A 24,481-nucleotide genomic window follows, 5' to 3' on the forward strand; every position below is an offset into this window, starting at 1 on the left:
GACCGACTGTGGCCCGAGATTTCGACGGCGATTCCGATGGCGACGACAGGACGGGTGGCGACAGCGTTGCCAGCGACAACGACAAGGGGGCGACAGCGACGGCGAGCAGTGCGACCCGAGAGCGACGCAGCGCCATTCGCAACAGCGTCGAGCGGCGGGCCATCGTCGGGCTCGCGGTCGCCACTATCGCGCTCTTGCTCGGCATCTTCTACTACCCGGTGGCGACAGTCTTTATCGACAGCGTTCTCGTCGACGGCCGCTGGACGGGACAGGTGTTCGTCTCGATACTGCGGGACCCGTTCTACCTCGGCGAGCCGGCACGGTTGCTCGCCGGCGAACCGGTCGGGGCCGTCATTGAAGCCATTCTTTCGCCGGACCGACGGCTTGGCGTCATCGGCTTCACGGCGTACCAGGCGGCGCTGTCGACCGTTGCCAGCGTCGCTCTGGGCCTGCCGGCGGCGTATCTGCTGGCCCGTTACGAGTTCCCCGGCCGGCGGACGCTCCGGTCGCTGACGATTCTCCCGTTCGTGCTGCCGTCGATAATGGTCGGCGTCGGCTTCGTCGCCACCTTCGGCCGGAACGGGACGCTCAACGCCGTCCTCGGCGCGCTCGGTCTGGGAGAAGTCAATCTCCTGTTCACGCTGGAAGCCGTCGTCATCGCCCACGCCTTCTACAACGCGCCGCTCGTCGCTCGGGTGACCACCGCCGCCTGGGAGTCCGTCGACGCCAGCGCAGTTGAGACGGCCCGGAGCCTCGGTGCGAGCCCGCTCCGAGCATTCCGCGATGTGGTCGCCCCGCAGCTGTACCCGTCAGTGCTGATGGGCGCGGCGCTGACGTTTGTGTTCACCTTCAGCACGTTCCCCATTGTTCTCGCGCTGGGCGGCTTCCAGCTAGCGACGGTGGAGGTGTTCGTCTACCGGCTCATCCGCGATCTGGAGTACGCCGAAGCCGCCGCGCTCGCGCTCATCGAACTCGGTATCTCGCTGAGCTTGCTGTACGCCTATCTCCGCTACGAAGCAAAGCATACCGTCCGGTCGCGGGGGATTCGCCCGCTGCCCCGTCAGCCGCTGACGCCGCCGTCGCTCTCGGTCCGGGAACTGCTCCCCAGGCTGGGGCTTGCCGTCTACGCCGTCGTCGCGCTGTCGGTGTTCGTCGCACCGATAGCGAGCATGGTACTCGCCAGCCTCAGTGGGCCGGAGGGGCTGACGCTGGCGAACTACCAGTTCCTCATCGACCGGCAGACGACCGGCGCGTCGTTCCAGGTCCAGCCGTGGGACGCCGTCCGGAACTCGCTTCTGTTCGGCGTCACCTCGCTCGCCGTCGCGCTGCCGATGGGCGTCGTCGTGGCCGTGCTGACGACGCGGGACTACCGCGGCCGGAAGGTCGTCGACGCCGTCGCGATGGCCCCGCTCGCCGTATCCGGCATCGTCGTCGGCCTCGGACTGCTCCGAGGCTTGGTCTTCGGCGTCGAGGTCGGCGGCTCCCGCATCGCCGTCGGCGGCGGCTTCGCCATCATCGCCGCCCACGCCGTCGCCGGCTACCCGTTCGTCGTCCGGACCGTCGCGCCCGGTCTCGAAAGCATCGACCACACGCTGGTCGAGTCCGCCCGCGCGCTCGGCGCGCCGCGGGCCAGAGCGCTCGTGGACATCGAACTCCCGCTAGTATGGCCGGCCGTCGTCGCCGGGGCCGCCTTCGCCTTCGCCATCTCCATTGGGGAGTTCTCGGCGACAATCGTCCTCGCATCGGGAACGAACCAGTTCACGATGCCCATCGCCATCGAGCGGTTCATCGGCCGCCGGCTCGGCCCCGCGACCGCAATGGGTGTCGTCCTGCTCGTGGTCACCAGCGCGAGCTTCCTGCTCATCGACCGGCTGGGGGGTGACGACGTTGGGTTCTAAGGAGCCCCTCTCGGACAGTGCTGCCGTGGACCGAACCGGCACGCCGGCGGTCGAACTCGACGGGGTCATCAGACGCTACGGCGAGACAACCGCCGTCGAGAACCTGTCGCTGTCTGTGCGTGAAGGTGAGTTCTTCACGCTGGTCGGTCCCTCGGGCTGTGGGAAAACGACGACACTGCGGCTCATCGCCGGCTTCGAGGACCCGACGCGGGGTGAAGTCCGGTTCGGCGGCGAGTCCGTCACCGGCGTCCCGCCGGAGGACCGCGACGTGGGCGTCGTTTTCCAGAATTACGCCCTGTTCCCGCACATGACCGTCGGGGAGAACGTCGCCTACGGACTCTCCTTTACCGACCCGCCCGGTGGCGGCAGCGACGCCGAGCGGGTGCGGGAACTGCTGGAGTTGGTGGACCTCGGCGACATGGCGGACCGGGACCCCGACACGCTCTCGGGCGGCCAGCAACAGCGGGTGGCGATGGCCCGCGCTCTGGCTCCCGGTCCCGACGTGCTCCTCCTCGATGAGCCGATGAGCGCACTCGACGCGAAACTCCGGGAACGCCTCCGTGTGCAGGTCCGCGAGATTCAGCAGGAACTGGGCATTACGACGATTTACGTCACTCACGACCAGGAGGAGGCGCTGGCGGTCTCGGACCGGGTGGCCGTCATGCACGACGGGACGCCGGAACAGGTCGCGCCCCCGAGGACGATCTACCGCGAACCGGCGACGGAGTTCGTCGCAACGTTCGTCGGCGACAACAACGTCCTCAGCGGCGAGGTGACGGCGGTGCAGTCTGACGGCGGGAACGACCAGCGCCTCGCAGACGTGGCGGTCGGCGGCGGGACGCTCTCGGTAGCCCTCGACGGCGACTACAGTGCAAATGCGGTTTCCATAGGCGACCGACTCACGTTCTGTATCCGGCCGGAACGTCTCGCGGTCGATACCGGACAGAATGCGATGCCCGCGACGGTGACCAGCGCCGAGTTCCTCGGCGAGACCACCCGCGTCCACCTCGACTGGGACGGCCGGGAACTCCTGTTGCGGACCGAGGAACTGCCCGAGGGGACGGTGACGGTCGGCTTCGATCCCGCCGACGCGCATATTGTCACCGCCGGACGGTAGTCGTTGCCCGGAGATTCAAGGCGGTTCCGGGTCATATGAGACCCAGCGTGCCACTGACCCGACGTGCCGCGCTGACCGGGGCCGCACTCACCGCCCTCCCGGGCTGTGTACGCGACGAAACGGACGCGAGCGTGTCGTGTCCGCCGTCAGTTCCGACCGACGAGTCGCTGCGCATCGGCTTCGTCGGCGACGTGATGCTGGGTCGGAGCGTCGACGAACGCTGGCGCGCGGACCCGGACGGCCCGACGGCCGTCTGGGGCTCGATGTTCGACCGCCTGCAGTCGCTTGACGGCCTGGTAGCGAACCTCGAATGTTGCATCTCGGACCGCGGCGAGCCGCGGCCCGGTCGGACCTACCACTTCCGGGCGAGTCCCGACTGGGCCGTGTCCGCCCTGGACCGCGCCGGCGTCTCCTGTGCCGGATTGGCGAACAACCACCTGCTGGATTTCGGACCCGAGGCACTCATCGAAACGCCGTCCCATCTGCGCGGTGAGGAAATTGCCGCAGTAGGGGCCGGAGAGAGCCGAGAGAACGCATTCGAGCCGGCGTTCGTCGAAATCGGCGGCCTCTCGGTCGCCGTTGTCGCCGTCACCGACCAGTCTCCGAGTTACGCCGCCGGCCGCGACAGTCCCGGTACGGCTTACGCACCGCTTGACCCGAACCACCCGCTGACACGCCGCCGAGTCGGGGGTGCGCTGGCGGCGGCCCGGGACGCCGACCCCGACCTGCTCGTCGTCACTGCCCACTGGGGGCCGAACTGGGTGACCGAACCGACCGAGACGCGTCGGAAATTCGCCCACTGGCTCGTCGACCACGGGGTCGACGTGGTCCACGGCCACAGCGCCCACGTCATCCAGGGCATCGAGGTGTACCGCGGCCGGCCCATCATGTACGACACCGGCAATTTCGTCGACGACTACGCGATCAAGGACGGCTACCGCAACGACCGGAGCTTCCTGTTCGAACTCCGGATCGAAGACGGGACGCTGGTTGCGCTCGAACTCACGCCGGTCGAGAACGCGTACACGCAGGTCGGGCGCGCCGACGAAGGGGTGGCGGAGTGGCTCCGGGCGACGCTGCGAGAACGGTCTCGGGCTTTCGAGACAACAATCGAGCGCGACGGCGACGGGCTTCGGGTGCCGCTGACGTGTGACGAGTAGCGGCCGAACCCCGACTGCCACTTCCGATACATTGCTACCGGTAAGCGGCTGTGGCCCGCCGAGACGCCGGCAGTCACCGGACTCAAAACGATGTCGCGACTGACGCCAAGATCTCGTCGACTGCGGGAGGGTCGTACGTCCAGAAGCCCCGGTACTGCCCGGAGTCGGTTTCTTCGGCGACGAGCGCGCACTTGTCGGTGGCGTTCCCGTTCCCGTCGAAGGCAAGCAGCCAGAGCCGCGCGAACTCGTCGTCGGATATCGTGTGGACAGTGACGCCAGGTATTGCCGGCGGGTCCCAGTCGTCCCGGCCGTAGATGTGGATGTCGAGTTCGGTGTCGGCGGCAAGTGTCCGGTATCGGTCGACCTGGGCGCGGAACGTCGACAGCGACTGGAAGCTCACCCGCAGGGTCCCCCGTCCGATGCGGTAGGCCCTGTCCTCGAACTCGTGGGCCGTGGCGAGCAGCGATCCCCGCTCCAACGACGGGAGTACCGTGTTCGTGAGCGACGAGAGTAGCAACTGCACATCCTCGTCCGGGTCAGGGAGGGTTCTGGCGCGTCGCTGGAGAGGAGATTCGGAGAGGAACCCCCGAAGCACGTCCAGCCGGACAGCCCCAGCGAACTGACCGGCCTGCCGGACGACGACGAACGACTCGGAATCGGGGGCAGGGAGCGCTTGCCAGTCGACCGCTATCCGCTGGGATTCGAGCCGGTCGACGAAATCGGGGTCCGGTTCCGACCCGTACACCGTCATCGTCACCGCCGATCCGGCGAAGCGGTCGAGGAGCTGGCGCACTGGCATCGGAGCGGTCAGTTTGCGCTGTCCGTCAGGGTGTGTTCCAGTTCCTGTACCGTCGAAAGCAACTCGGTCGTCGCGGATGACAGCGGCGCTATCTCGACCGTCTGTTCGTCGACATCGTACGCAACGAGATCCACCGCAGCGAGCGCCGGAAGGTGATTGTGGTAGAGAACCGTCCGTGTCTGTTCCCAGGTATCATCGGCAACACGCTCCCCTCGCGCCTGCGACCAGCCCACGACCACGTCGGTGAGTTCGTCGACCGATGCCGAGCCGTGTTCACGGAGGTACGCGACCACCATCCGGCGCGGCTCCGACGAGAGCACGTCCAAGAGGGTATCGAGCCGTTGAGCGGTGAGCCGGTTGTTAGTCACCGTCGCCTCCTGGTTGTGATGCCGGTCCATACGAACTAGTTCACACCGTGCCGTATTAATGTAACTGAAAATTAAGGTCCGATGAGCGTGACGGAATCCATTTACGTGCCAGCGCCGTCTGTACCGTATGAACTACGAGTCCGCCCTACAGCGTGCGTACGACGTGCTACCAGACCAGCCACGGGAAGCCGGCGAGCGGCTGTCGATTCCGGATCCCGAGGGCCAGACAGACGGGGCGTTCACGCGCCTGACGAACCTGGAGGCAATCGCGGACGCCGTCTCGCGCGACCCACAGCATCTCCACCGAGCCATCCAGCGCGAGTTCGGGACCAACGGCCAGTTCGACGGCGGCGAGGCCCGCTACAACGGGTCGTTCGACACCGCTGATTTCGATGCTGCTGTCGACGCGTACGTCGCCGAGTACGTCACCTGTTCCGAGTGTGGCCTGCCCGACACTGTCCTCAAGAACGAGGACGGCGTCGACATGCTGCGCTGTCAGGCCTGTGGTGCGTTCCGCCCGGTCGCCAAGGGCGCGAGTTCGAACGCACAGCAGGACCGACCCACGCTCGAAGAGGGCGAGACCTACGAGGTCAAGATCACCGGTACCGGCCGCGAGGGCGACGGCGTCGCGGAGAAAGGGAAGTACACGATCTTCGTCTCCGGTGCGCGCGAAGGCCAGGTCGTCGAAGCCTACATCGAGAGCATCAGCGGCACGCTGGCGTTCGGTCGGGTCGCATAAGAGCGGTTTTCTCCGCGACGTAGCGACGCTTCGCCTAGTCCCAGAGATCCGTCGAGAGGTATCGTTCGCCGGTGTCCGGTAAGACGACGACCACCGTCTCGTCGGGGTTCTCGGTGGCGTACTCCGTGGCCGCGTGCAGCGCTGCGCCCGAGGAGATGCCGACCATGATCCCCTCCTCGCTGGCGAGTCGATGGGTCGCGTCGACGGACTCCTGCTTGCTCGCGGTCCGCACCTCGTCGATGAGGTCTCGCCGGAGGATATCCGGAACGAACCCGGGACCGATGCCCTGGATGTCGTGGCTATCCGGGTCGTCCGCCGAGAGCAGTTTCGACTGTTCCGGTTCGACGGCGACCGAAGTGAGATCCGCGCCCACCTCCTCTTCGATGTACTCCGAGATGCCGGTAATCGTCCCGCCGGTCCCGACGCCAGCGACGACAGCGTCCACGTCGCCGTCGGTGTCGGCCCAGATTTCCGGTCCGGTCGTCTCGCGGTGGGCTCGCGGGTTCGCCTCGTTCTCGAACTGCCGGGGGCGGACGGTGCCCGGCGCGTCCGCGAGTTCGTTCGCGCGCTCGATTGCGCCGCTCATGCCGCCGTCGGCCGGTGTAAGTTCGAGGTCCGCGCCGAGTCCCGAGAGCAACTGCCGGCGCTCCTCGCTCATCGATTCGGGCATCGTCAGCACGCAGTCGTACCCCCGCGCGGCACAGACGGCGGCCAGTCCAATGCCGGTGTTGCCGCTGGTCGCTTCGACGACGGTCCCGTCGTCGGGGAGGTCGCCGGACTCGGCAGCCGCCTCGACCATATACAGCGCGATTCGGTCCTTGACTGAGTAGGGGTTGGCCGCTTCGACCTTCCCGAGCAGATTGTCCGCAAAGGTGTCGAGACAGACCAGCGGCGTGTCGCCGATGAGCTCGGTCACACTGGACGCGACAGTACCGTCGTCTCGCTGGGCGTACGACTGCATACATCGGACCGAAGGCGAGTGGTCGCCGTAACTGTGTACCCGGAATACTGCGGGTCGAATACATTCACTCGGTTTCGAGTCTCCAGAAGTTTATGTTATCTCAAGATAACGTTCTCAGTGATGCCCAAGATCACCGTCTCTGAGGGTCTGTACCGCCAGCTTTCCGCCACCGAAAACGAGGTCAGCGAAGAAACGCTCTGGAAGATGGTCCACCAGTTCAAGCGACAGCACGCACCCAGCGAGTAACACCACAGTCCAGTCGTCGGCTATCAGATCGGTTCGATGAGTTCCGCCGAGTCGTTGCTGGGGCTGTTGACCGCCGATGATACCGGATAGGTCCGCATATCGCCGTCGTAGGGGTCAAGCAGTGCGGACACCTCGTCGGCGCTGCCACGCAGCCACGTCGACTCCTCGGCCGGGTCGAGGATGACGGCCATCCGGTGATGGAGGTCCGCGACGGCATCGTTCGGTTCGGTCGTCACAATCGTGAACGACTCGACGAGGTCGTCCTCGCCGCCCGCATCGTCCGTGCTACTCGTATCGCCACCGCTTGCGCCGAACTCACCCAGCCCGGTCTGGCGCTGTGGCGGTTCCCATCGCTCGTATAGCCCCGCCATGGCGAACAGGTCGTCATCCGGCAGGGCCACGCGATAGGGTTGTTTACCGCCGGCTTCCGGTCCCTCTCCCGACCGTTCCACCCATTCGTAGAACCCATCTGCGGGGACCAGACAGCGCCGTGATGCGTAGGCCTCGGCGAATGAGCGCTTCTCGGTCAGCGTCTCAGCGCGGGCGTTGATGTGCCCGTGGGCCGTTCGGTCCTCGGCCCAAGACGGAATCAGTCCCCACTCCATCCGCTGCACCGTGCCGGGCGATTCGCCGGTGATTACGGGGAGGTCCTGACTGGGGGCGGCGTTGTATCGGGGCTCGAACTCGAAGGCAAACTCGGCGTCGAACCGCGTCTCGATGTCCTCACGGGACGCGAACAGACTGTAGCGGCCGCACATAGCCGAATACAGGAGCCGCTGGCGGATAAATCTGGCAGTCGCGGGCCACTAGTTCGCTGTGGGTAACCCATTTGGCATGCCCACAAAAATACATGTGTATGCCGCCGAATGGTCCCGCGGACAACGAGGAGACTGAGGACGATTTCGTCTACTGTGCGTCCTGCGGGTCGAAGGCCGCCAGATCCTGGTCGTATTGTCGCTCCTGTCAGTCGTCACTGGACGATGCCCGTCCGCCCGAGGACGGACTAGAACAGATTGGTGCGGAGGAGACGCTGGATATGGACGAAGCAGGCTGTCCGAAGTGCGGCCACGAAACGGCTGAAGTCGATGAAATCGCGACGACCGGAGCAGGGCTCACAAAGCTCTTTGACGTACAGAATCGGCGATTCAAAGCCGTCTCCTGTGCGAACTGTGGATACACGGAATTTTACCGCGGTCCCGATGGTGATGTCGTCGTCGACCTCTTTCTGGGCGGGTGACTCCCACCCAGTCACCGCCCGCGAATTTAACTTGTATCACGCCTAACCACTCGGTAGATGACCACGGACCCCTCGTTCGCCATTCCGGCCCACCCACAGCGGCGCTTCCCGCACGGGAGCGGGGTCGAATACGAGGGCGGGACGGAGTTCCGGCTCACGCCGGAGGGTGAGCGGGCAACGCCGGAACTCGCCGACACCGTCGTCGGCATCCTCGCAAACGGGCCGTACCGCTACGGCGACTTCCACGACCTGCCGATGCCGCTGTGGCTGGTCCGTGACGAGGAGACGACCGACGTGTTCCGCGTCGCCGTCCGCGACGGAACGGTCCGATTGCACGTCCTGCCGACGACGGAATCTGACGGGCTGCAACGGTTCTTCGAACGCCTGTGTGGGGCCACCGGGGGGCAGTCGTGGTCGGTAAGGCGACACGTCGACGGGCAGTGACCGTGTTGCCAGTTCACGCGGACTCAAAACCGTCTTACGAACCATGGGGGGATTACAGAATTCACCGCCTTCCGATTCGTAGGGACAGTTTACTGAACCGAATCAACCGGGCGGTTTTATGTCGATGGTCCAAATTATATCTGAACTATGGTACGCGAAGATAGGTCCCCAAGACAGCACCTGCCGGGCCTCCTTGCCGTCTGTGTCGTTGCCCTCCTCCTCGCAGCGACGGCAGCAGGGCCTGCTGCTGCTGTACCAGCTCTAATCGTGTCCGACGCGTCGAAAGATGCCAACACGATATTGATCGGTGAATCGGTAAACGTCACAGCAACGGTTGATAACATCGGTAGCTCGGGCGGTGGGACGACTATCGAGTACAGGGTTAACGGAACGACAAGAACGACTGAACGGGTGGTCGCCGACGCCGGTTCGTCGGTCAATCGGTCACGGGAGATACAGTTCGACACCCCCGGGACGTACAGAATAACAGTCAGGGGGGGTACGGAGAAGTCGGCTGGGACCGTCAGTGTCAAGCCGGCTATCGTCGAGACGACGCGAACGGACGCGACCACGCGACAGTTCAAAATCCGTGCCGGTGCAGTCCCGACGGACGAACCCTACGAGATGAACGTATCGGAGCCGACAAACCAGTCCTTCGCCGTACAGTCCTGGACAGTCACCCCGTCACAGCAGTCGTTCACGCAGGATGTGACCGAGTACACTGATCCCAGCACGGCAGACATCCCGGTTCCGTCAGGTGACGACGCATCGGTGTTCGGCGTAGTGACTGCTGGGTCGGCTAACGAGGTCGAACCGTCGTCGATGCAGTTCGCGCTGACTCGTTCGACACTCCAGTCGGCCGGAGTCGCTTCGTCGGATGTCCGTGTGTATCATCGTGTGAACGGGTCCTGGAAAGCCGCCGAGACGACCGTCATCGCGGAGCAGCCAGACCGTGTCATCTACGAGGCGAATACCACGGGTGCGACAGCCTACGCCATCGGGCGAATCGAGCCGTCGTTCTCCGTAATGCGAACGTCAGTCGTCAGCGAACAGGCGGCGGACGGACATCGAGTTAGTGTCAGCGGAACCGTCGAAAACACCGGCAGCGCCGGGGGCACGTACGACGCACAGATGCTAGTTGACGGCGAAGTCGTCAACGAAACGTCGGTGACTGTGCCAGCGGACGCCGAACGGACAGTGACGCTGTCGACGGTCATGACGACAGCGGGACAGTACCAAATCGGCTTCAATGATGTCGACGCCGGCGAGGTACGGATAACCCAGAGCCAGCTCCAGACCGACGAAAACGACGGCGGCGCAGTGCCGGATTCGGAGCCGACGGGGACGGAGCCGGCGGTCCAGACCGAGCCCGCGGTTGACGGCGAGGACGGCGGTATCGGGCCGCTCCCGGCGACAGTCATGGGCGTCAGTACAATGTTGGTCATCGGCGGCCTCGTCGGGGCGTTACTCCTGTTCGGCGTCGTTATCGTTCTCTTCCAGGGTGGTAGTCGCAACGACAGCGGCTTCTAACGGTAGCCGGGGAGAGAAACCCTTTTTGTGCCAGTGTCCAGAGAACCGCGTATGGACTGGCCACACGATCCGGACGGTGAAGAGGGAAGCGAGGGCCGACGCAAGTACGGCCACGCTGTGCTGGCGAAGAAAGTCGACGAGGACGAGGACTTCCCGTTGACTGCTGCGGAGTACGTCGACCAGTACGGGGATCATCCGGTTCGGATTGACTACGAGACGGTCGTTAGCGTGGCGGACATCTTCGAATACGTCGACCAAGAGGAGTTCGAGGACTTCCCGGACTTCCATAAAGCCCTCGGGCGCGCGCTGCGCGAGGCAGACTGGTGGCCGTACAGGCTCGAACACGCCTGACTGTGTGGTGTGGGTACACGACACATACTTGTAGGAGGCCGGTGTAGCCTCGCGTATGGCGACGACACGTTCAACAGGCCCCAGTGGGCAGGGACTTCCCGAGGAGGTCATCGAGGACCTGCTGTCGGACGATATCCGCCGCCGCGCGCTCTCGATACTGGCTGATCGTGGAGAACCCATCGTCGTGAGCGAACTCGCGGCGGCGGTTCTGGCGGCCGAGCGTGACATCGAGCCAGCAGCAGTGCCAGACACCGACCGGGACGAACTCACCGAGGAACTGTTCACTGAACACCTGCCGAAGCTAACGGCGACCGGTGTTGTAGCCTACGACTCGATGGTCGGAACCGTCGAGATACAGCGCCCCGACGCGGTACCGACAGAACGACACTGAAACGGACTTCGCGTCAGGTTCGGCGGACCGAGCGACCGCTCTCCGGGTGAATTCCGACAGAGCAATACCATTAGCTTCCAAACGGTCCGTAGACAGTGACCAACACCCAGATCACCCATATACAGATCGATAACTACGGGCCGTGGACTGTGACGCCTGAGCCCCGCCGTGAAGTGGACCTCCAGACGCTCCAGTCCCGGCTGTACGCCGATCTCGCCCAACTGTTCGGAAACCGCGACGGCTACATCTTCTTCTCCCGGTTCGACAACATGATCGCCGTGACAAACGGGCTGGACGAGGAGGCACACGCACTCATTCAGGAATCCGTCGGCAACCGCTACCCGGTGACGATGAGCCTCTCGGTCGCGACGGGAACGACGCCCGTCTCGGCACTGGGAACGGCGACGGAACAGCTCCAAGAGGCCGGCAGCGCACAGGACAAGGGCCGGCGTGAAGTGTTACGGGGACAGACTATCGACGAGCAGTTCCGGACCGAGTCGGACGTTCAGTTGGCTCACTTCGATGTCGACGACGCCACGGGGAAGTACACCGACCAGCTCAACGAGTTCGACACGTTCATCCGGATCGAGCAGGGCTATGCGTCGCTCATGAAGTACATGCGCGAGGCCCACGACTCGCTGTCGTTCTTCGTCGGCGGCGACAACGTCATCGCGGTCTGTCCGGACCTAGGGGAAGCGGAGTATCACGACGCCATCGAACACGTCCGCGAGGAAGTCGACGTAGAGCTGAAAGTCGGCGTCGGACGCGGGCGGACGGCCGCTACGGCGGGTATGGACGCAAAGCACGCCTTAGAGACCTGTCGGGCGACCGGCGACGCCGTCACCATCGAGACAGCGACAACAGAGTAAGTTACGAACCCCGCGACATAAGCGTAGTGGAGGTATCTTTTAGACCGGTCGTGTGATAACAATACACATGAACGGCGAGGTCACTGTGCGGGAGGTTATGAACCGAGAGTACGTCGGGGCAAGCGAGTCCGACGACCTCCTCGAAACGACGGAGTTACTGATCCGCGAGGAGCAGCAGTCGATCCTCGTGTTGCGGGGGAACGAACCAGTCGGCGTCGCAACCGATAGAGACGTGCTGGCGTACATCGTCGACGGCGGCGACCCGGACACCGCCACCGTCGGCGACGTGATGCGGGAGTCGATTCCGACAGTCGACCCGGACGCCACCCTTCCGGAAGCCCGGGACCGCATGGCGACCCGGTCCGCCGAGTTCCTGCTGGTCATGGCAGACGGTGAGCCACTCGGCACGCTGACCGAACACGACATCCTCTCGACGGCACGGCTCGAAAGCGAATCGACGGAGGTCGTCGAAGAGGTCCGTCAGGTCGCAACGACCGGCCAGGAGGCCACGACCGACGGGATGGAGTCCGCCGCGGAGGACTCCTTCGACAGCCAGGGTATCTGTTCTGCCTGTGGTACACTGACACGCGAACTGGCGTCGTTCAACGGGCAGCTCCTCTGTGCGGACTGTCGGGATGTCTGACCGTCTCGCACACGCCGTGTGAACACCTCCGATAGCTCCCGCAGCCGAACTGTTTTGACCGTACGACACGGAGTGTTACCGTGGAAATCGTCACCGCTTCGATGGAGGACGTGGACACCATCGTCGACCTGTGGGTCCAGCTGGCGGCGGGCCAGCGCGCGCACGGGTCGCACCTGTTCGGTGACCGGAACCGGACTGCTGTCCGGGAAACCATCGTGCAGCGTGTCGTCGCCGAGAACGTTCTTCTCGCCCGCGTGGACCGACGGAGTGTCGGATTCGTCATGGTGACCATCGACAGCGGCCGCTACGAGCAAGACGAGCGGCGGGGCATCATCGAGAATATCTTCGTCGAATCCGCCTACAGGAACCAGGGGATCGGCAGCGAACTGCTCGGTTCGGCAGAGGAACGGCTCCGAAGCACCGGTGCGGACATCCTTGCCCTGGAAGCGATGGCGGACAACGAAGCGGCCCGACAGTTCTACCGGGCACACGGCTACGCGCCACACCGGATCGAACTCGAAAAGCCGACCGAAAACGATACTCTCTAAACGGTCCCCACACAACCGAGGTATGCAACCGCGCCAGGGGAGCTTGGGTGGTCCAAGCACTCGACTTGTAATCGAGAGTTCGTGGGTTCAAATCCCACCCCTGGCTCTACGTTTTTACCGCTGGGACACGTACAAAAGCTCATGAGTGAATCCGAACGCGAAATCCCGGACAACGACGAGGAGTGGCGCGAAATACTCTCGGATGAGGAATACCGAATCCTCCGTGAATCAGGGACGGAGCCGCGGTTCAGCAGCGACCTCATCGACGTGAAAGACGAGGGCGTGTTCACCTGTGCCGGCTGTGGGACGGAGCTGTTTGCCAGCGACGAGAAGTTCGATTCCGAGACCGGCTGGCCGAGCTTCTGGGACGTGTATCAGGAGGGCAACGTCGAAACCCAGCCGGACAACAGCCACGGAATGCAGCGAACGGAAGTCGTCTGTGCCGAGTGTGGCGGGCATCTAGGCCACGTGTTCGACGACGGGCCGGAGCCGACCGGGAAGCGGTACTGCATCAACGGCGCGGCGCTTGACTTCGAATCGGAATAACGACCACCGGAACCCTTTTTTCCGTCATTGAAGTTGATACGGCTAGACGTGACTGACCACGCCGACGACGCGACTGACGAAGGGGCCGGAACCGGACCGGTCGGCGAGTCGCTGGTCGACGAGCCACCGACCGCCACTGCCGAGCAGCCACAGCCGGAGAGCCATCTGCTGAAAGAAAGTCTCCGAACGTTTCCGTGGCTCCGGGCGGCCGGCGTCGCCGCCGGAACGCTGGTCGTCGAGTACCTGCTTGTCGCGTTGTTGTTTCTCGTCGGGCCGTCGTCAGTCGACCTTCCCGAACTGTCGGACCGGCTGGTCCAGTACGGATTCGTGCTGTACAACGCCCACCATGTGCCGACGCTGGTGACGGCAACGGATGCAGAGGTGTACGGGTCGGCCGCGCGGAATCTCCTGTACGGTGCACAGGGAGCGAGTGTCCCGCCCATCGTCTATTTCCTGATTCCCGTCGGCTCACTACTCGTCGTCGGCGCGCTGTTCGAGCGCTACCGCGGCGCTGCTCGGACAGATAGCCTACTCGAAGAGGCGGCGCTCGTCGGAACCGGACTCAGCTTTGGCTACGTTGTCACCGGCTTCGCCGGGAGCTTCGTGTTTGTCCGGACGATCGTGTTCGAAGGCGGGGGCCAAGGCCAGGCCGCACCCGCCGTGCCGTGGCTCCTGTTGCTGCTGTTTTTCTTCCCGCTCGTATTTGCGACCGTCGGGGCAGCCGCCCAGTACGCCTACGCCGACCGGGCCTCGGGCGCGTAAGTCGACTCGATGAATTCGAGGATACGGTCGGACTCAGCCATCGTGACGCCGCGGTCCTCGTCGACTAACACCGGGACGCCCCGCTGGCCGGAGACCCGCTTTACTTCGTTTCGCTTAGAGTGCAACGCCTCGACCCAGACGCTGTCGTAGTCGATGTCGAGTTCGTCCAGGCGGTCGGCGACCTTCTCACAGTACGGACAGCCGTCGAGCTGGTAGAGCGTCAGGCTCATAGCTGTCGGTACGGACGCCGCCCTCAAAGATGGTTGTGTTCGAAAAAACGCGATAGTCGACAGAGTGGCGTTACTCGTACAGCCAGGACGAGTCGATCTTGTCCCAGTCGACGAGTTCGTCCTCGTCGAAGAACAGCGCGATTTCGCGCTCGTTTGCGCCCTCGTCCTCGTGGTCGGAGCCGTGGATGACGTTCCGACCGAGGTCGAGACCGTAGTCGCCGCGGATGGTTCCGGGGGCGGACTCAGCCGGGTCGGTCTCGCCCATCATGTTGCGGACCTGCCGGGTCGCGTCCTGGCCCTCCCAGACCATCGCAAACACGGGACCGGACGTGATGAAGTCGACCAGCCCGTCGAAGAACGGCTTGTCCGCGTGCTCGCCGTAGTGTTCTTCGGCGAGGTCCTGGTCGATCTGCATGAACTTGCCGCCGACCATCTTCAGGCCGCGGTCCTCGAAGCGGGAGACGATGTCCCCGATGAGGCCGCGCTGGACGCCGTCGGGCTTGACCATCACGAACGTGCGCTCGTGTTCGGACATCAGGCCTCAGCCTCCTCGGCTTCTTCGTCCTCGACATCTTCGTCAGCCTCGTCAGCCTCGTCAGCGTCTGCTTCCTCGGCGTCTGCTTCCTCGGCGTCTGCTTCCGCTTCAGCCTCGTCAACGTCGGCATCTGCTGCCACGTCTTCGACCTCATCCTCGACCTCGCCGGCCTCGCCGCGGGCGGTGTCGGTCCATTCGAGGTTGCGGGCCTCGCGGCCCAGGTCGGCGTTGTTCTCGCACTTCGAGGAACAGAAGTGCGTGGTCGCACCGTCCTTGTGGACGAACATCGTGCCCGTGCCGGGTTCGATGTCCGTGCCGCAGTAGTCACATTCGCGTGTCCGGGGCATGGTTACTGCCCTCCGATGGTGTCGGCCTCGCGAGCCGTCTCGCGGAGCTGGAGCACGTCACCTTCGCGGACCGGGCCGAGAACGTTGCGCGTGATGATGCGCCCCTGGTTCTCGCCTTCGCGGATGCGGCACTTGACCTGCATGGCCTCGCCGTGCATCCCCGTCCGGCCCACGACTTCGATAACCTCGGCGGGCGTGGAACCGCTGCTTTCGGATTCCTCAGCGCTCATCCGAGGTCACCTCACCGAAGCTCCTCGACCTTGTCGGCGATGTCCTCGACATCGGCCTCAGCCTCACCAGCGTCGGTGACAGCTGCGGCGGCCGAGCCGACTTCGAGCCCGGCGGCGTGTCCGAGGTCGTCCTGCTGCTCGACGAAGATGAAGGGGACGCCCTTCTCGTCGGCGAGTTCCGGAATGTGCATGACGATTTCCTCGGGCTGAACGTCTTCGGCGACGAAGACGAGCTCAGCGGAGCCACGCTCGATGGCCTTAGTCGTCTCGTTTGTACCCTTCTTTACCGCGCCTGTGTCCCGGGCGACCTCGAGCGCCTCGAGGGCGTCGTCTTCGAGGTCCGCGGGAACGTCGAAATCTACGTATACTGGCATTTGTATGTTCACCTCCTGCGCGCGAGCTCAGGCTCCCCCGCCGTGTCCGGGCCGCGAGGCCCGTCACACCGTGGTGGTGTGTATCCTGAAAAGGCTGGGAGCATCATCAACTCGGCGCAGGCTGTACCCCATTCTGTGCCACCGGCCCTAAAAGCGCTTTCGAAGCCGAAATCGCGTGCCAGGCCGGCACACGGGTGTTGTCGGGTGGTCTGCTATTCCATGGCCGCCGATGCATCGGCCAGCGCAGCCCTCGCATCCGAAACGAGTCGGGTCACCACCTCGCCGGCGGGTCGTACGTCCTGTGTGAGGCCGGCACTCTGACCAGCATAGTGGGGCAGGGCTTCGACATCGCCGGACATGCCCGCAAGCGGGGGCATATCAGCAAGCCGACTGATTGGCTCGCCATCGGGCATCCGAGCGACCCGTTCGGGGTCGTTGTCGTCGTCGACCGCATCCGAAGCCGCCCCGCGCTGCTGCCTGACCTCGTCGGTTTCAAGCACCCGGTGTGGCTGGTCCGGCCAGCCCCGGTCGAACAGGTCAGTAAGCCGTGTCGCGGTCTCGGACGCGTCAACGATGCGCTCCCGGTATGATGCGTGAGCGCCCGATTCCTCGGTCGCTACGAACCGGGTCCCGAACCAGCCCCCGTCGGCTCCAAGCGTCAGCGCCGCCGCGAGGCCGCGACCGTCGCCGAGACCGCCGGCTGCGACGACCGGCACGGGAACCGCGTCGGCTACTCGCGGGAGCAACGCCATCGTCGTCACGTCGCTCTGGACGTGGCCGCCGGCTTCGCGGCCCTGTGCGACGATAATATCGGCTCCGGCGTCGACGGCCGCCTGTGCTTCGGCAGCGCTGCCCACGGTCACCATCGCCGTGCCGCCGGCCTCGTGAACCCGGTCGATGTACGGCGCTGCATCACCGAAGGAAAACGAGACGACCGACGCGCCAGCGTCCAAGCAGGCGTTGAGACATTCCGACGGGGATAGGACACCTGTCGACTCGTCGAGGACGACGTTGACGCCGACGACGCCGTCGGTCGCGTTAGTGGCTGCCGTGTACGCCTCCCGAATCGCGTTGGCGTCGCGCCACGACATCGCCAGCATACCCAGGCCGCCCGCTTCCGCGACAGCCGCGGCCAAGTCTGGGGTTGAGACGCTGCCGACTGGTGCCTGGACGACTGGATGCTCGATACCGACCTGGCCACAGAGTGGAGTTTGGAGGGAATCCATGCCGGCCACTGCGGTCGGTCCAATAAAAAGCGTACCTGGGTAGCACCGTGACCGTCAGGTCCATACTGGCTCGTCCGCCACCACCGGTATGGACATCGCGCGGTCGCTCCGAGCGGAAGCCCGCCGCGCAGACGAGCGGCGACTACTCGTGCTGGCGGGCGACCCCGACCGAACGCGGGAGCGGGCAGCGGCAGCGCTGGACGCGGCAGCCATCCCCAGCGCGGAGACGACCGTCGTCGGCCCGGAGCCGTTCCTCGACTGTGAACACCACGAACAGTCCCGCGCCGAGGAATTGCTGGGGCGGACCCGGACGGCCGTTGTGTTGGACGCCCACGAGGAACTGCGGCCGGACGCGGTCGGGCGGACCGTCGGTGCGGTTGACGGCGGCGGTCTCTACGTGCTCCTCGCACCGCCGCTGAACGAGTGGCCCGAGGAACGCGACGGCTTCAGCGAATCGCTTGCGGTCCCGCCGTTCGATGTCGCGGACGTGACCGGTCATTTCCGCCGGCGGTTCGTGGAGACGCTGCGAGCGCACCGGGGCATCGCCATCGTCAACGTTGATACGGACACCGTCGAGCAGGACGGGCTGACGAATCCGCCACCGAGCCGCCCAGTTCCCGTCCCGATCCCGCCGGCCGACGCGCAGTTTCGCCCCGAGACCTACGCCCAGTGTCTCACCGACGACCAGCGGGATGCAGTCCAGGCGTTCGAGACGCTGCAGGCCGGCGGCGAAGCGGTCGTCGTCGAAGCCGACCGGGGCCGGGGGAAATCCAGCGCCGCCGGGCTGGCCGCCGGCAATCTCGCCACGGAAGGCAGGGACGTGCTGGTGACAGCGCCGCAGTACCGGAGCGCCGGCGAGGTGTTCACGCGGGCAGCGGACTTATTGGAGACGCTCGGCGTCGATTTCACACGCGACCGGGCGTCGGAACCCCAGCGACTCGACCTTGCGGGCGCGGGCTGTGTGCGGTACGCGCCGCCGGAGGAGGCCGCGACGCTTCTGGACGACCCCGACGTGGTCATCGTCGACGAGGCCGCGGCCCTGCCAGTCCGACGGCTGGAGCAGTTCCTTGACGCACCGGCGGTCGCCTTCACCACAACTGTTCACGGGTACGAGGGGGCGGGCCGGGGCTTCTCCGTGCGGTTCCGGGACCGCCTGGCCGAAAGCGGCCACGCCGTCACCGACATGTCGATGACAACGCCGATCCGGTACAGCGACGCCGACCCCGTGGAGGTGTGGGCGTTCCGGGCGCTGTTGCTGGACGCCCGCCCGCCGGTCGACCAGCTTATCTCGGATGCGACGCCGGACACCATCGCGTATCAGCAGCTATCGGCCGCGGACCTGCGTGCCGACGAACACCTGCTTCGGGAGGTCTTCGGCCTGCTCGTGCTGGCGCATTACCGGACGGAGCCCTCGGACCTCGCTCGACTGCTTGATGCGCCGAACCTCACCGTCCGGGCGCTGACCCACGAGGGTCACGTCGTCGCGGTCGCGCTGTTGGCGCAGGAGGGTGGCCTCTCAGCGGAAACACGGGCCACGATGTACGAGGGCGGGCGTGTCCGGGGGAACATGCTTCCGGACGTGCTGTCGACACAGCTCCGGGACGAAGCCGCCGGGGTTCCGGTCGGCCAGCGGGTCCTCCGCATCGCGACCCATGCCGCGGTCCGGTCCCGCGGACTCGGCTCCAAACTCCTCTCGGAAATCAAAGCGGAGTTCGCCGAGCGAGTGGACTGGCTGGGCGTCGGCTACGGCGCGACGCCGGACCTCGTCCGCTTCTGGACGCGAAACGGCTACAGTACTGTCCACCTCGCCACCTCGCGGAACGCGACCAGCGGCGAGTACTCCGTCGTGATGCTCGACCCGTGTTCAGACGACGGGGCGGCGCTTGCGACGCGCCACGGTGGGTGGTTCCGGGACCGCATCGCTGCGGTGCTGTCAGACCCGCTCGACGACTGTGACCCCGACGTGGTTCGGACAGTGCTTCGCGCGACCGACTGGGAGCCGACGCTCTCGCTCTCTGCGTGGGAGTGGCGACTGATTGCCGGCGTCCCCGGCGGCGCGTCGATTCTCGACACGAATCCCGCTCCGTTCCGCGACCTCGCCCGCCGACACCTCTCGGACCCGGCCGACCCAACTGCCCTCTCAGCGCGGGAGGAACGCCTGCTCGTCCGCAAGGTCCTGCAGGGCCGTCCCTGGTCGGCTGTCACCGAGGAACTGGCGTTCGTCTCCGAGCGGGAGTGTATGCGCACGCTCGGGGGAATAGTCGAAAGATTGACGCGTCTGTACGGCGACCGTTGGGTACAGGAGGAACTCGACAGACACCAATGAGCCTGCTCGGCTTCGAAACGCTGCTGTTCGTGCTTGCGTTCGCGCTACTGGTCGGCGGCGTCATCGGCAGCATCACGCCCCAGGTCCCCGGCGCGCTCGTCTCGCTCGCCGGCGTCTATCTCTACTGGGTCGCCAGCGGCATGACCGAGCCCGGAACGGTCCTGCTGGCGCTGCTGACGCTGGTCGGCCTGCTGACGTGGGCCGTCGACATCGCGGGCGGGGCCGTCGCAGCGCGCGTCGGCGGGGCGTCGAACTGGACGGCAGTGCTCGCCGGCGTCGTGGCGCTCGTCCTCTTTTTCGTCACCGGCCCGCTCGGCATCCTGCTTGGTGTCGCCGGCACGGTGTTCGTCGTCGAGTTCTACCGGCAGGACGACATCCGTGGGAGCGCAAAGGCCGCGCTCGTCACAACAATCGGTATGCTGGCCTCTGGTGTCGTCCAGGCCCTGCTGACGGCGTCGATACTGGTCACGATGGTTGCCGTCGCGGTGCTATGACCCGCTGTGCCGAGGACGGCTGTGAGAACGAGGCCGCCGTCGAACTCCACATTCCCTGGGACGCTAACCGCGAAGTCTGCCCGGGCCACGCCCGCGTCTGGGCGCAGAAAGACGGCGTCGTCCCCGCACCGATGGACGGCCACGAGGACAAGTGGCCGTAGCTGTGGCGTGTCACTGCATCAGATTGGTGCCCACGACGGAACCGACGGGAGAGACTAGGGGACTTGTTATGAAGAAAATATAATAATAATTGGACGTGAACGTGGCAAATGGGTCATGTTACCATGAAACGTGAGATGCTCACCACCGACTTCATCGACCGTGCAGCCGACATCTACGACGATGTGACTGGCGTCGTTGCCCACGACGGCACCGATTACACGTACGCAGAAGTGAACGAGCGGGTCAATCAACTGGCACACGCGCTCTCCGAACGGGGAGTCACAGACGGCAGTCGCGTAGCAATCCTCGCGCCGAACACACACTACTTCATCGAGACACTGTACGCGGCGAACAAGCTAGGCGCGGTGTTCGTCCCACTGAACTACCGGCTCGACCCCGCGAAAATCGAGTATATACTGAACGACTGTGCGGCCTCGACAGTAATCGCCGACTACGACTTCGCCGAGAAAGTCCAGCCGGTACGCGACGACGTTCCCGTGGAGACGTTCATCGGCTACGAGGCCGACCGCATCGACGGCGAGTGGGAGGACTACAGCGGGCTGCTGGACGGCCACCCGACAGCCGAGCCCGACCGGCCTGACATCTCGGAGGACGACGACGCCAGCATCAACTACACTTCCGGAACGACAGGGGACCCGAAAGGCGTCGTCAGGACCCACCGAACCGAGAGCTGGCACGCGCTCGTGCTCAATCAGCATATGGAGGTCCGGGACGACGACACGTACCTCTGGACGCTGCCGATGTTCCACTGCAACGGCTGGGGCCACACCTACGCCATCACCGGTACCGGCGGAACCCACGTCTGTCAGCGGACCTTCGACGCCGCGGACACCTTCCGCCGGGTCCGCGAGTACGACGTGTCGTTCATGTGTGGCGCGCCGACCGTGCTGAACAAGCTCATCCAGCACTACCGGGCCAACGACGGCGAAATCGAGACGCAGGGGGACCGCGACGTACGAATCGCCACGGCCGGCAGCGCTCCGGCGACGGCGACCATCGAGCGCGTCGAGGACGAGTTCGGCTGGCGCATCATCCACATCTACGGCCTGACCGAGACGGCCCCGATAATCACGACCAGCAACTCCCCGCGGCGCATTGCCGAGCGAGGGCGGGAAATCAAGGTCAAGCAGGGCTCGGAGGCGCTGTGTACCGACATCAGAATCGTCGACGAGGACGGTACCGACGTACCACGCGACGGGACGACTATCGGCGAGGTCGTGGTGCAGGGTAACCAGGTGATGGACCGCTATCTCAACAAGCCCGAGATCACCGAGGAGGCCTTCTCGGACCGCGTCGAGGGCTACTTCCACACCGGCGATCTCGCGACGTGGGACGAGGACGGGATGATACAGATCATGGACCGCCGGAAGGACATTATCATCTCCGGCGGCGAGAACATCTCCTCGATAGAACTCGAAGACGAACTGTACGACCACCCCGATGTTCTGAAGGCTGCAGTCATTCCGGCTCCGAGCGAAGACTGGGGCGAAACGCCGATGGCGCTGGTCGTCCCGACGGCCGACAGCGACCCGACCGAGCGGGAGATACTCGATTTCCTCAGGGACCGCGTCGCGAGCTACAAGGTCCCCGCCGGCGTCGACTTCCGGGACTCGCTGCCTGAGACGGCGACCGGCAAGATCCAGAAGTATGAACTCCGCGAGGAGTACTGGAACGAGCAAGAGCGGATGATCGGCCAAGAATGAACCCATCGGAGACGGAGAACCACCCGCCGTCGCAAGACTAACACGATTCTTTATTAGGGTTCCGGCGGTCGATTGGACCATGCATCTGGGAGTCGTCGTGCCACGCGTCGAAGACCACAGCACAATCGACCTGGCCGTCGAGGCCGAGGCCCACGGCTACGACTCGGTTTGGCTGAACGAACTGTGGGGGGCCAGCTCGGTCGTCGAACTCACGGACATCGCGGCCCGCACCGACGATATCGAACTCGGGACGGCCATACTCAACGTCTTCTCGCGGTCGCCGGCCGTGCTGGCGATGACGGCGACGACCCTCGACAGGGTCTCGGACGGGCGGGCGGTGCTGGGGCTTGGAACGAGCACGGCCCGGTCGATAGAGAACATGCACAGTATGGAGTTCGAGCGGCCGGTCCGTCGCGCCCACGAAACCATCGACATCGTCAAACAGCTCATGACGAACGACGAGCGGGTGAGCTACGACGGCGAGGTGGTGTCGGTAAACGGCGTCCCGCCGCTCGATCGTGACGTGCCGGTGTATCACGCCGCCCTCGGCCCGGCAAATAGGCGAGTCGTCGCCAGACTCGGCGACGGCTGGCTCCCGCACATGATCCCGTTCTCCGAACTCGACTCGGCGTTCGAGTACATCGCCGAGACCGCACGCGATGCCGACCGCGACCCCGACGAGATCACCGTCGCGCCGTACGTGCCGGCGGTGGTCCACGAGGACGCCGAACAGGCGACAGAGGAACTCCGGCAGCATATCGCCTATTACGTCGGCAGCGGCGAGGGGTACCGCCGTGCGGTGGCGGAGACGTATCCGGACCGCGCCGAACGCATCGCTGACGCCTGGCAGGCGGGAGATCGCGGCGAGGCGACGGACCTCGTCACCGACGAGATGACGGCTGATCTCGGTATCGCCGGGACGCCGGAACAGGCGCGGGAGAAACGGGATGCGGTCGCGGACAGGGCTGTCCTCGATAAGCTCCTGCTAACTGTGCCACAGCAGGTCGACGGAGAGTTGGCTCGGAAGACGATTCGAGAACTGGGGAAATAGGGCGCTACAGGTCGGTCGCCATCATCACCTCGTCGGCGTAGTCGTCGCCGAACTTGTAGTGGTCCTCGCGGACGGCTTCGATATCCCAGCCGTGGGTTTCGAGGAACTCGATGGCGTCCTCGTTCGTCGAGGGAATAGAGTTGTACAGCTTCTCGTAGCCGTTCGACGCCGCCCATTCGGTGCCCCGGGCGAGCAACTGGGAGCCGATGCCGTGGCCGCGGTACTGTTCGAGGACGCCCAGCGTCAGCTCCGCGGTGTGACGGAGCTTCTCGACTTCGGGATGTTTGAGGTGGACCCAGCCCACCACATCGTCGTTGATGCAGGCGACGAAGAAGATGCGTGACTCCAGTTCGTTGTGCCGAAGCAGTACGCCCTCACTGTCCACTACGTCGGCGACGGTCTCCGCATCGACGTACTCGCCCCCGCCGATGGCGGCCCGAATAGCCCCGACGAGGCCGGTCAGGTCCTCCTGGCGGGCCTGTCGGATGGTGAACTCGATGTCGTCGGCCTCGAACACCTCCTCAACAGTGTCGTTGTAGGCAACGCGGAGTTCGCCATCGATTTCCTCCAGCATGCCGTCGCGTTTGAGTATCGCGACGTGATGGCCGAAGGGTCGCGGATCCATCTGTAGCGCCGACCGGGCGGCTCTGGGCTCGACAGACCCGTGCGATTCGACGTGCTCGTAGATGTCCCGTCTGTCCTCGTGGTCGAACTGCAGCGGCTCTGTTAGCTCCATGGTATCCGTTACCACGAGACAGTACTTAATCCTTTATCAAAAACCATGTATGTCTCGGTAAAGACTCTCTACTGCTCCGGAACGCCGGTCAGAAGCACCGCTACGTCCCGAGCGTTGTGCGTATCCACAAGTAATTCGGCGGCCGCCCTGACAGAGTAGGTGCCGGCTAATTCCACCCCGTAGCAGGCGGCATAACAGTCCAGCCAGTCGTTCATCGTCCGCTCCAGTCGCTCGAACTCCGCGTCGGAGAACCGAACCCATGACCCGCCCGTGCGGGCCTCGCAGTACAGAGCCACCGTCGGACCGAATCCCTCCCGGAGAATCTCCATCGCGCGCTCGTCATCCGGCGGGTCAGGGTCCAGCGACTCGCGGACCTGCTCGGCCCGGCGGGAAAGGTCCTGAATGCGGTCGCCGTACTGGCGGCTCATCGCCGAACG

32 protein-coding genes and 1 tRNA gene are annotated in these 24,481 nt (G+C 65.0%); 21 read left to right on the top strand and 12 right to left on the bottom strand.

Going from position 1 to position 24,481, the window contains the following annotated elements; translation table 11 throughout:
* The first annotated feature begins 8 nt into the window (after nucleotides 1–8).
* From Harman_RS03855 to Harman_RS03865, 3 genes are read left to right on the top strand one after another with little or no spacing between them, the layout of a single operon-like run.
* Complete coding sequence (locus Harman_RS03855) at nucleotides 9–1,898, top strand: ABC transporter permease (RefSeq protein WP_137682495.1); 1,890 nt, start codon at nucleotides 9–11, stop codon at nucleotides 1,896–1,898.
* 25 nt (nucleotides 1,899–1,923) lie between these two features.
* Nucleotides 1,924–3,015: an ABC transporter ATP-binding protein gene (locus Harman_RS03860; RefSeq protein WP_137682496.1), complete on the top strand. Its 1,092-nt coding sequence runs from the start codon at nucleotides 1,924–1,926 to the stop codon at nucleotides 3,013–3,015.
* A gap of 47 nt (nucleotides 3,016–3,062) precedes the next feature.
* Complete coding sequence (locus tag Harman_RS03865) at nucleotides 3,063–4,175, top strand: CapA family protein (protein WP_449271437.1); 1,113 nt, start codon at nucleotides 3,063–3,065, stop codon at nucleotides 4,173–4,175.
* 82 nt (nucleotides 4,176–4,257) lie between these two features.
* Here the strand turns inward: Harman_RS03865 and Harman_RS03870 are convergent, their stop codons facing one another.
* Together Harman_RS03870 and Harman_RS03875 are read right to left on the bottom strand one after the other, a co-directional pair.
* Entirely contained in the window at nucleotides 4,258–4,974 is a 717-nt protein-coding gene (locus Harman_RS03870) for a DICT sensory domain-containing protein (protein ID WP_137682498.1), read from the bottom strand.
* Nucleotides 4,975–4,982: 8 nt separating this feature from the next.
* Entirely contained in the window at nucleotides 4,983–5,372 is a 390-nt protein-coding gene (locus Harman_RS03875; RefSeq protein WP_137682499.1) for a DUF7344 domain-containing protein, read from the bottom strand.
* 97 nt (nucleotides 5,373–5,469) lie between these two features.
* Between Harman_RS03875 and Harman_RS03880 the strand changes: the two genes are divergently transcribed.
* Complete coding sequence (locus tag Harman_RS03880) at nucleotides 5,470–6,081, top strand: translation initiation factor IF-2 subunit beta (RefSeq protein WP_137682500.1); 612 nt, start codon at nucleotides 5,470–5,472, stop codon at nucleotides 6,079–6,081.
* A gap of 34 nt (nucleotides 6,082–6,115) precedes the next feature.
* Here the strand turns inward: Harman_RS03880 and cysK are convergent, their stop codons facing one another.
* Nucleotides 6,116–7,042, bottom strand: a complete 927-nt coding sequence (gene cysK, locus Harman_RS03885; RefSeq protein WP_137682501.1) for a cysteine synthase A — start codon at nucleotides 7,040–7,042, stop codon at nucleotides 6,116–6,118.
* Between the two features lie 120 nt (nucleotides 7,043–7,162).
* On the opposite strand from cysK, the gene Harman_RS21925 reads away from it, so the two are divergent.
* Complete coding sequence (locus Harman_RS21925) at nucleotides 7,163–7,288, top strand: hypothetical protein (protein WP_268812787.1); 126 nt, start codon at nucleotides 7,163–7,165, stop codon at nucleotides 7,286–7,288.
* Between the two features lie 23 nt (nucleotides 7,289–7,311).
* Here Harman_RS21925 and Harman_RS03890 read toward each other — a convergent pair whose 3' ends face one another.
* A complete protein-coding gene (locus Harman_RS03890; protein WP_137682502.1) occupies nucleotides 7,312–8,046 on the bottom strand; it encodes an SOS response-associated peptidase in 735 nt (244 codons plus the stop codon).
* 278 nt (nucleotides 8,047–8,324) lie between these two features.
* Between Harman_RS03890 and Harman_RS22130 the strand changes: the two genes are divergently transcribed.
* From Harman_RS22130 to Harman_RS03945, 11 genes are all read left to right on the top strand, one after another.
* A complete protein-coding gene (locus Harman_RS22130; RefSeq protein ID WP_137683125.1) occupies nucleotides 8,325–8,525 on the top strand; it encodes a zinc ribbon domain-containing protein in 201 nt (66 codons plus the stop codon).
* Between the two features lie 57 nt (nucleotides 8,526–8,582).
* Nucleotides 8,583–8,969: a hypothetical protein gene (locus tag Harman_RS03900; RefSeq protein ID WP_137682503.1), complete on the top strand. Its 387-nt coding sequence runs from the start codon at nucleotides 8,583–8,585 to the stop codon at nucleotides 8,967–8,969.
* 267 nt (nucleotides 8,970–9,236) lie between these two features.
* The gene (locus tag Harman_RS03905; protein ID WP_137683126.1) at nucleotides 9,237–10,499 is read left to right on the top strand and encodes a PGF-pre-PGF domain-containing protein; all 1,263 of its coding nucleotides are present in this window, start codon (nucleotides 9,237–9,239) and stop codon (nucleotides 10,497–10,499) included.
* A 51-nt stretch (nucleotides 10,500–10,550) separates the two neighbouring features.
* Nucleotides 10,551–10,850: a DUF5785 family protein gene (locus tag Harman_RS03910; RefSeq protein WP_137682504.1), complete on the top strand. Its 300-nt coding sequence runs from the start codon at nucleotides 10,551–10,553 to the stop codon at nucleotides 10,848–10,850.
* A gap of 55 nt (nucleotides 10,851–10,905) precedes the next feature.
* Nucleotides 10,906–11,241 carry a DUF7344 domain-containing protein gene (locus tag Harman_RS03915; protein ID WP_137682505.1) on the top strand — a complete coding sequence of 112 codons (336 nt, stop codon included), beginning with the start codon at nucleotides 10,906–10,908 and terminating at the stop codon, nucleotides 11,239–11,241.
* Between the two features lie 95 nt (nucleotides 11,242–11,336).
* Nucleotides 11,337–12,110 (top strand): GTP cyclohydrolase III, encoded by a 774-nt coding sequence (locus tag Harman_RS03920; protein ID WP_137682506.1) that lies wholly within the window; start codon nucleotides 11,337–11,339, stop codon nucleotides 12,108–12,110.
* A gap of 67 nt (nucleotides 12,111–12,177) precedes the next feature.
* Nucleotides 12,178–12,753, top strand: a complete 576-nt coding sequence (locus Harman_RS03925) for a CBS domain-containing protein (protein WP_137682507.1) — start codon at nucleotides 12,178–12,180, stop codon at nucleotides 12,751–12,753.
* 80 nt (nucleotides 12,754–12,833) lie between these two features.
* Nucleotides 12,834–13,301, top strand: a complete 468-nt coding sequence (locus Harman_RS03930) for a GNAT family N-acetyltransferase (protein WP_200830819.1) — start codon at nucleotides 12,834–12,836, stop codon at nucleotides 13,299–13,301.
* Nucleotides 13,302–13,333: 32 nt separating this feature from the next.
* Nucleotides 13,334–13,407, top strand: a tRNA-Thr gene (locus Harman_RS03935).
* 35 nt (nucleotides 13,408–13,442) lie between these two features.
* Nucleotides 13,443–13,847 (top strand): peptide-methionine (R)-S-oxide reductase MsrB, encoded by a 405-nt coding sequence (msrB, locus tag Harman_RS03940; protein WP_137682508.1) that lies wholly within the window; start codon nucleotides 13,443–13,445, stop codon nucleotides 13,845–13,847.
* Nucleotides 13,848–13,895: 48 nt separating this feature from the next.
* Nucleotides 13,896–14,609 carry a hypothetical protein gene (locus tag Harman_RS03945; protein WP_137682509.1) on the top strand — a complete coding sequence of 238 codons (714 nt, stop codon included), beginning with the start codon at nucleotides 13,896–13,898 and terminating at the stop codon, nucleotides 14,607–14,609.
* On the opposite strand, the gene Harman_RS03950 is transcribed toward Harman_RS03945, so the two are convergent.
* The 6 genes from Harman_RS03950 to Harman_RS03975 all read right to left on the bottom strand — a co-directional run bounded on the left by Harman_RS03950 (nucleotide 14,582) and on the right by Harman_RS03975 (nucleotide 17,551).
* Entirely contained in the window at nucleotides 14,582–14,839 is a 258-nt protein-coding gene (locus Harman_RS03950; protein WP_137682510.1) for a glutaredoxin family protein, read from the bottom strand. The genes Harman_RS03945 and Harman_RS03950 overlap by 28 nt on opposite strands.
* 70 nt (nucleotides 14,840–14,909) lie before the next feature.
* Nucleotides 14,910–15,374, bottom strand: a complete 465-nt coding sequence (gene ndk / locus Harman_RS03955; protein ID WP_137682511.1) for a nucleoside-diphosphate kinase — start codon at nucleotides 15,372–15,374, stop codon at nucleotides 14,910–14,912.
* Nucleotides 15,374–15,721, bottom strand: coding sequence for a 50S ribosomal protein L24e (locus Harman_RS03960; protein ID WP_137682512.1), 348 nt, complete (start codon nucleotides 15,719–15,721; stop codon nucleotides 15,374–15,376). The genes ndk and Harman_RS03960 overlap by 1 nt, the downstream gene beginning before the upstream one ends.
* 2 nt (nucleotides 15,722–15,723) lie before the next feature.
* Nucleotides 15,724–15,951, bottom strand: coding sequence for a 30S ribosomal protein S28e (locus Harman_RS03965; RefSeq protein ID WP_004516764.1), 228 nt, complete (start codon nucleotides 15,949–15,951; stop codon nucleotides 15,724–15,726).
* A gap of 11 nt (nucleotides 15,952–15,962) precedes the next feature.
* Nucleotides 15,963–16,325 carry a 50S ribosomal protein L7Ae gene (gene rpl7ae, locus Harman_RS03970; protein ID WP_137682513.1) on the bottom strand — a complete coding sequence of 121 codons (363 nt, stop codon included), beginning with the start codon at nucleotides 16,323–16,325 and terminating at the stop codon, nucleotides 15,963–15,965.
* Nucleotides 16,326–16,537: 212 nt separating this feature from the next.
* On the bottom strand, nucleotides 16,538–17,551 hold the full coding sequence (locus Harman_RS03975; protein WP_137682514.1) for an NAD(P)H-dependent flavin oxidoreductase: 1,014 nt from the start codon (nucleotides 17,549–17,551) through the stop codon (nucleotides 16,538–16,540).
* A gap of 88 nt (nucleotides 17,552–17,639) precedes the next feature.
* Here Harman_RS03975 and tmcA point away from each other — a divergent pair, with 88 nt between their 5' ends.
* The 5 genes from tmcA to Harman_RS03995 all read left to right on the top strand — a co-directional run bounded on the left by tmcA (nucleotide 17,640) and on the right by Harman_RS03995 (nucleotide 23,308).
* The gene (gene tmcA, locus Harman_RS03980) at nucleotides 17,640–19,877 is read left to right on the top strand and encodes a tRNA(Met) cytidine acetyltransferase TmcA (protein ID WP_137682515.1); all 2,238 of its coding nucleotides are present in this window, start codon (nucleotides 17,640–17,642) and stop codon (nucleotides 19,875–19,877) included.
* On the top strand, nucleotides 19,874–20,371 hold the full coding sequence (locus Harman_RS03985) for a DUF456 domain-containing protein (protein ID WP_137682516.1): 498 nt from the start codon (nucleotides 19,874–19,876) through the stop codon (nucleotides 20,369–20,371). The genes tmcA and Harman_RS03985 overlap by 4 nt, the downstream gene beginning before the upstream one ends.
* Nucleotides 20,368–20,532, top strand: a complete 165-nt coding sequence (locus tag Harman_RS21395; RefSeq protein ID WP_200830820.1) for a hypothetical protein — start codon at nucleotides 20,368–20,370, stop codon at nucleotides 20,530–20,532. Before Harman_RS03985 ends, Harman_RS21395 begins: the two co-directional genes overlap by 4 nt.
* A gap of 123 nt (nucleotides 20,533–20,655) precedes the next feature.
* On the top strand, nucleotides 20,656–22,257 hold the full coding sequence (locus Harman_RS03990; RefSeq protein WP_137683128.1) for a class I adenylate-forming enzyme family protein: 1,602 nt from the start codon (nucleotides 20,656–20,658) through the stop codon (nucleotides 22,255–22,257).
* Between the two features lie 79 nt (nucleotides 22,258–22,336).
* Entirely contained in the window at nucleotides 22,337–23,308 is a 972-nt protein-coding gene (locus tag Harman_RS03995; RefSeq protein ID WP_137682517.1) for an LLM class flavin-dependent oxidoreductase, read from the top strand.
* Nucleotides 23,309–23,312: 4 nt separating this feature from the next.
* Here the strand turns inward: Harman_RS03995 and Harman_RS04000 are convergent, their stop codons facing one another.
* Together Harman_RS04000 and Harman_RS04005 are read right to left on the bottom strand one after the other, a co-directional pair.
* Nucleotides 23,313–24,044 (bottom strand): GNAT family N-acetyltransferase, encoded by a 732-nt coding sequence (locus Harman_RS04000; RefSeq protein WP_137682518.1) that lies wholly within the window; start codon nucleotides 24,042–24,044, stop codon nucleotides 23,313–23,315.
* A gap of 68 nt (nucleotides 24,045–24,112) precedes the next feature.
* Nucleotides 24,113–24,472 carry a hypothetical protein gene (locus Harman_RS04005; protein WP_137682519.1) on the bottom strand — a complete coding sequence of 120 codons (360 nt, stop codon included), beginning with the start codon at nucleotides 24,470–24,472 and terminating at the stop codon, nucleotides 24,113–24,115.
* Nucleotides 24,473–24,481 lie beyond the last annotated feature (9 nt).

The sequence above is a fragment of the Haloarcula mannanilytica genome (genome assembly GCF_005406125.1).
Classification (GTDB): Archaea; Halobacteriota; Halobacteria; order Halobacteriales; family Haloarculaceae; genus Haloarcula; species Haloarcula mannanilytica.

Excerpts from the sequence above, each read along its gene's own strand:
- Harman_RS03870 (WP_137682498.1), bottom strand. The coding sequence starts at position 4,974 with ATGCCAGTGCGCCAGCTCCTCGACCGCTTCGCCGGATCGGCGGTGACG.
- Harman_RS03875 (WP_137682499.1), bottom strand. The coding sequence starts at position 5,372 with ATGGACCGGCATCACAACCAGGAGGCGACGGTGACTAACAACCGGCTC.
- Harman_RS03880 (WP_137682500.1), top strand. The coding sequence starts at position 5,470 with ATGAACTACGAGTCCGCCCTACAGCGTGCGTACGACGTGCTACCAGAC.
- cysK (WP_137682501.1), bottom strand. The coding sequence starts at position 7,042 with ATGCAGTCGTACGCCCAGCGAGACGACGGTACTGTCGCGTCCAGTGTG.
- Harman_RS21925 (WP_268812787.1), top strand. The coding sequence starts at position 7,163 with ATGCCCAAGATCACCGTCTCTGAGGGTCTGTACCGCCAGCTTTCCGCC.
- Harman_RS03890 (WP_137682502.1), bottom strand. The coding sequence starts at position 8,046 with ATGTGCGGCCGCTACAGTCTGTTCGCGTCCCGTGAGGACATCGAGACG.
- Harman_RS22130 (WP_137683125.1), top strand. The coding sequence starts at position 8,325 with ATGGACGAAGCAGGCTGTCCGAAGTGCGGCCACGAAACGGCTGAAGTC.
- Harman_RS03900 (WP_137682503.1), top strand. The coding sequence starts at position 8,583 with ATGACCACGGACCCCTCGTTCGCCATTCCGGCCCACCCACAGCGGCGC.
- Harman_RS03910 (WP_137682504.1), top strand. The coding sequence starts at position 10,551 with ATGGACTGGCCACACGATCCGGACGGTGAAGAGGGAAGCGAGGGCCGA.
- Harman_RS03915 (WP_137682505.1), top strand. The coding sequence starts at position 10,906 with ATGGCGACGACACGTTCAACAGGCCCCAGTGGGCAGGGACTTCCCGAG.
- Harman_RS03925 (WP_137682507.1), top strand. The coding sequence starts at position 12,178 with ATGAACGGCGAGGTCACTGTGCGGGAGGTTATGAACCGAGAGTACGTC.
- msrB (WP_137682508.1), top strand. The coding sequence starts at position 13,443 with ATGAGTGAATCCGAACGCGAAATCCCGGACAACGACGAGGAGTGGCGC.
- Harman_RS03950 (WP_137682510.1), bottom strand. The coding sequence starts at position 14,839 with ATGAGCCTGACGCTCTACCAGCTCGACGGCTGTCCGTACTGTGAGAAG.
- ndk (WP_137682511.1), bottom strand. The coding sequence starts at position 15,374 with ATGTCCGAACACGAGCGCACGTTCGTGATGGTCAAGCCCGACGGCGTC.
- Harman_RS03960 (WP_137682512.1), bottom strand. The coding sequence starts at position 15,721 with ATGCCCCGGACACGCGAATGTGACTACTGCGGCACGGACATCGAACCC.
- Harman_RS03965 (WP_004516764.1), bottom strand. The coding sequence starts at position 15,951 with ATGAGCGCTGAGGAATCCGAAAGCAGCGGTTCCACGCCCGCCGAGGTT.
- rpl7ae (WP_137682513.1), bottom strand. The coding sequence starts at position 16,325 with ATGCCAGTATACGTAGATTTCGACGTTCCCGCGGACCTCGAAGACGAC.
- Harman_RS03975 (WP_137682514.1), bottom strand. The coding sequence starts at position 17,551 with ATGGATTCCCTCCAAACTCCACTCTGTGGCCAGGTCGGTATCGAGCAT.
- tmcA (WP_137682515.1), top strand. The coding sequence starts at position 17,640 with ATGGACATCGCGCGGTCGCTCCGAGCGGAAGCCCGCCGCGCAGACGAG.
- Harman_RS03985 (WP_137682516.1), top strand. The coding sequence starts at position 19,874 with ATGAGCCTGCTCGGCTTCGAAACGCTGCTGTTCGTGCTTGCGTTCGCG.
- Harman_RS21395 (WP_200830820.1), top strand. The coding sequence starts at position 20,368 with ATGACCCGCTGTGCCGAGGACGGCTGTGAGAACGAGGCCGCCGTCGAA.
- Harman_RS03990 (WP_137683128.1), top strand. The coding sequence starts at position 20,656 with ATGAAACGTGAGATGCTCACCACCGACTTCATCGACCGTGCAGCCGAC.
- Harman_RS03995 (WP_137682517.1), top strand. The coding sequence starts at position 22,337 with ATGCATCTGGGAGTCGTCGTGCCACGCGTCGAAGACCACAGCACAATC.
- Harman_RS04000 (WP_137682518.1), bottom strand. The coding sequence starts at position 24,044 with ATGGAGCTAACAGAGCCGCTGCAGTTCGACCACGAGGACAGACGGGAC.
- Harman_RS04005 (WP_137682519.1), bottom strand. The coding sequence starts at position 24,472 with ATGAGCCGCCAGTACGGCGACCGCATTCAGGACCTTTCCCGCCGGGCC.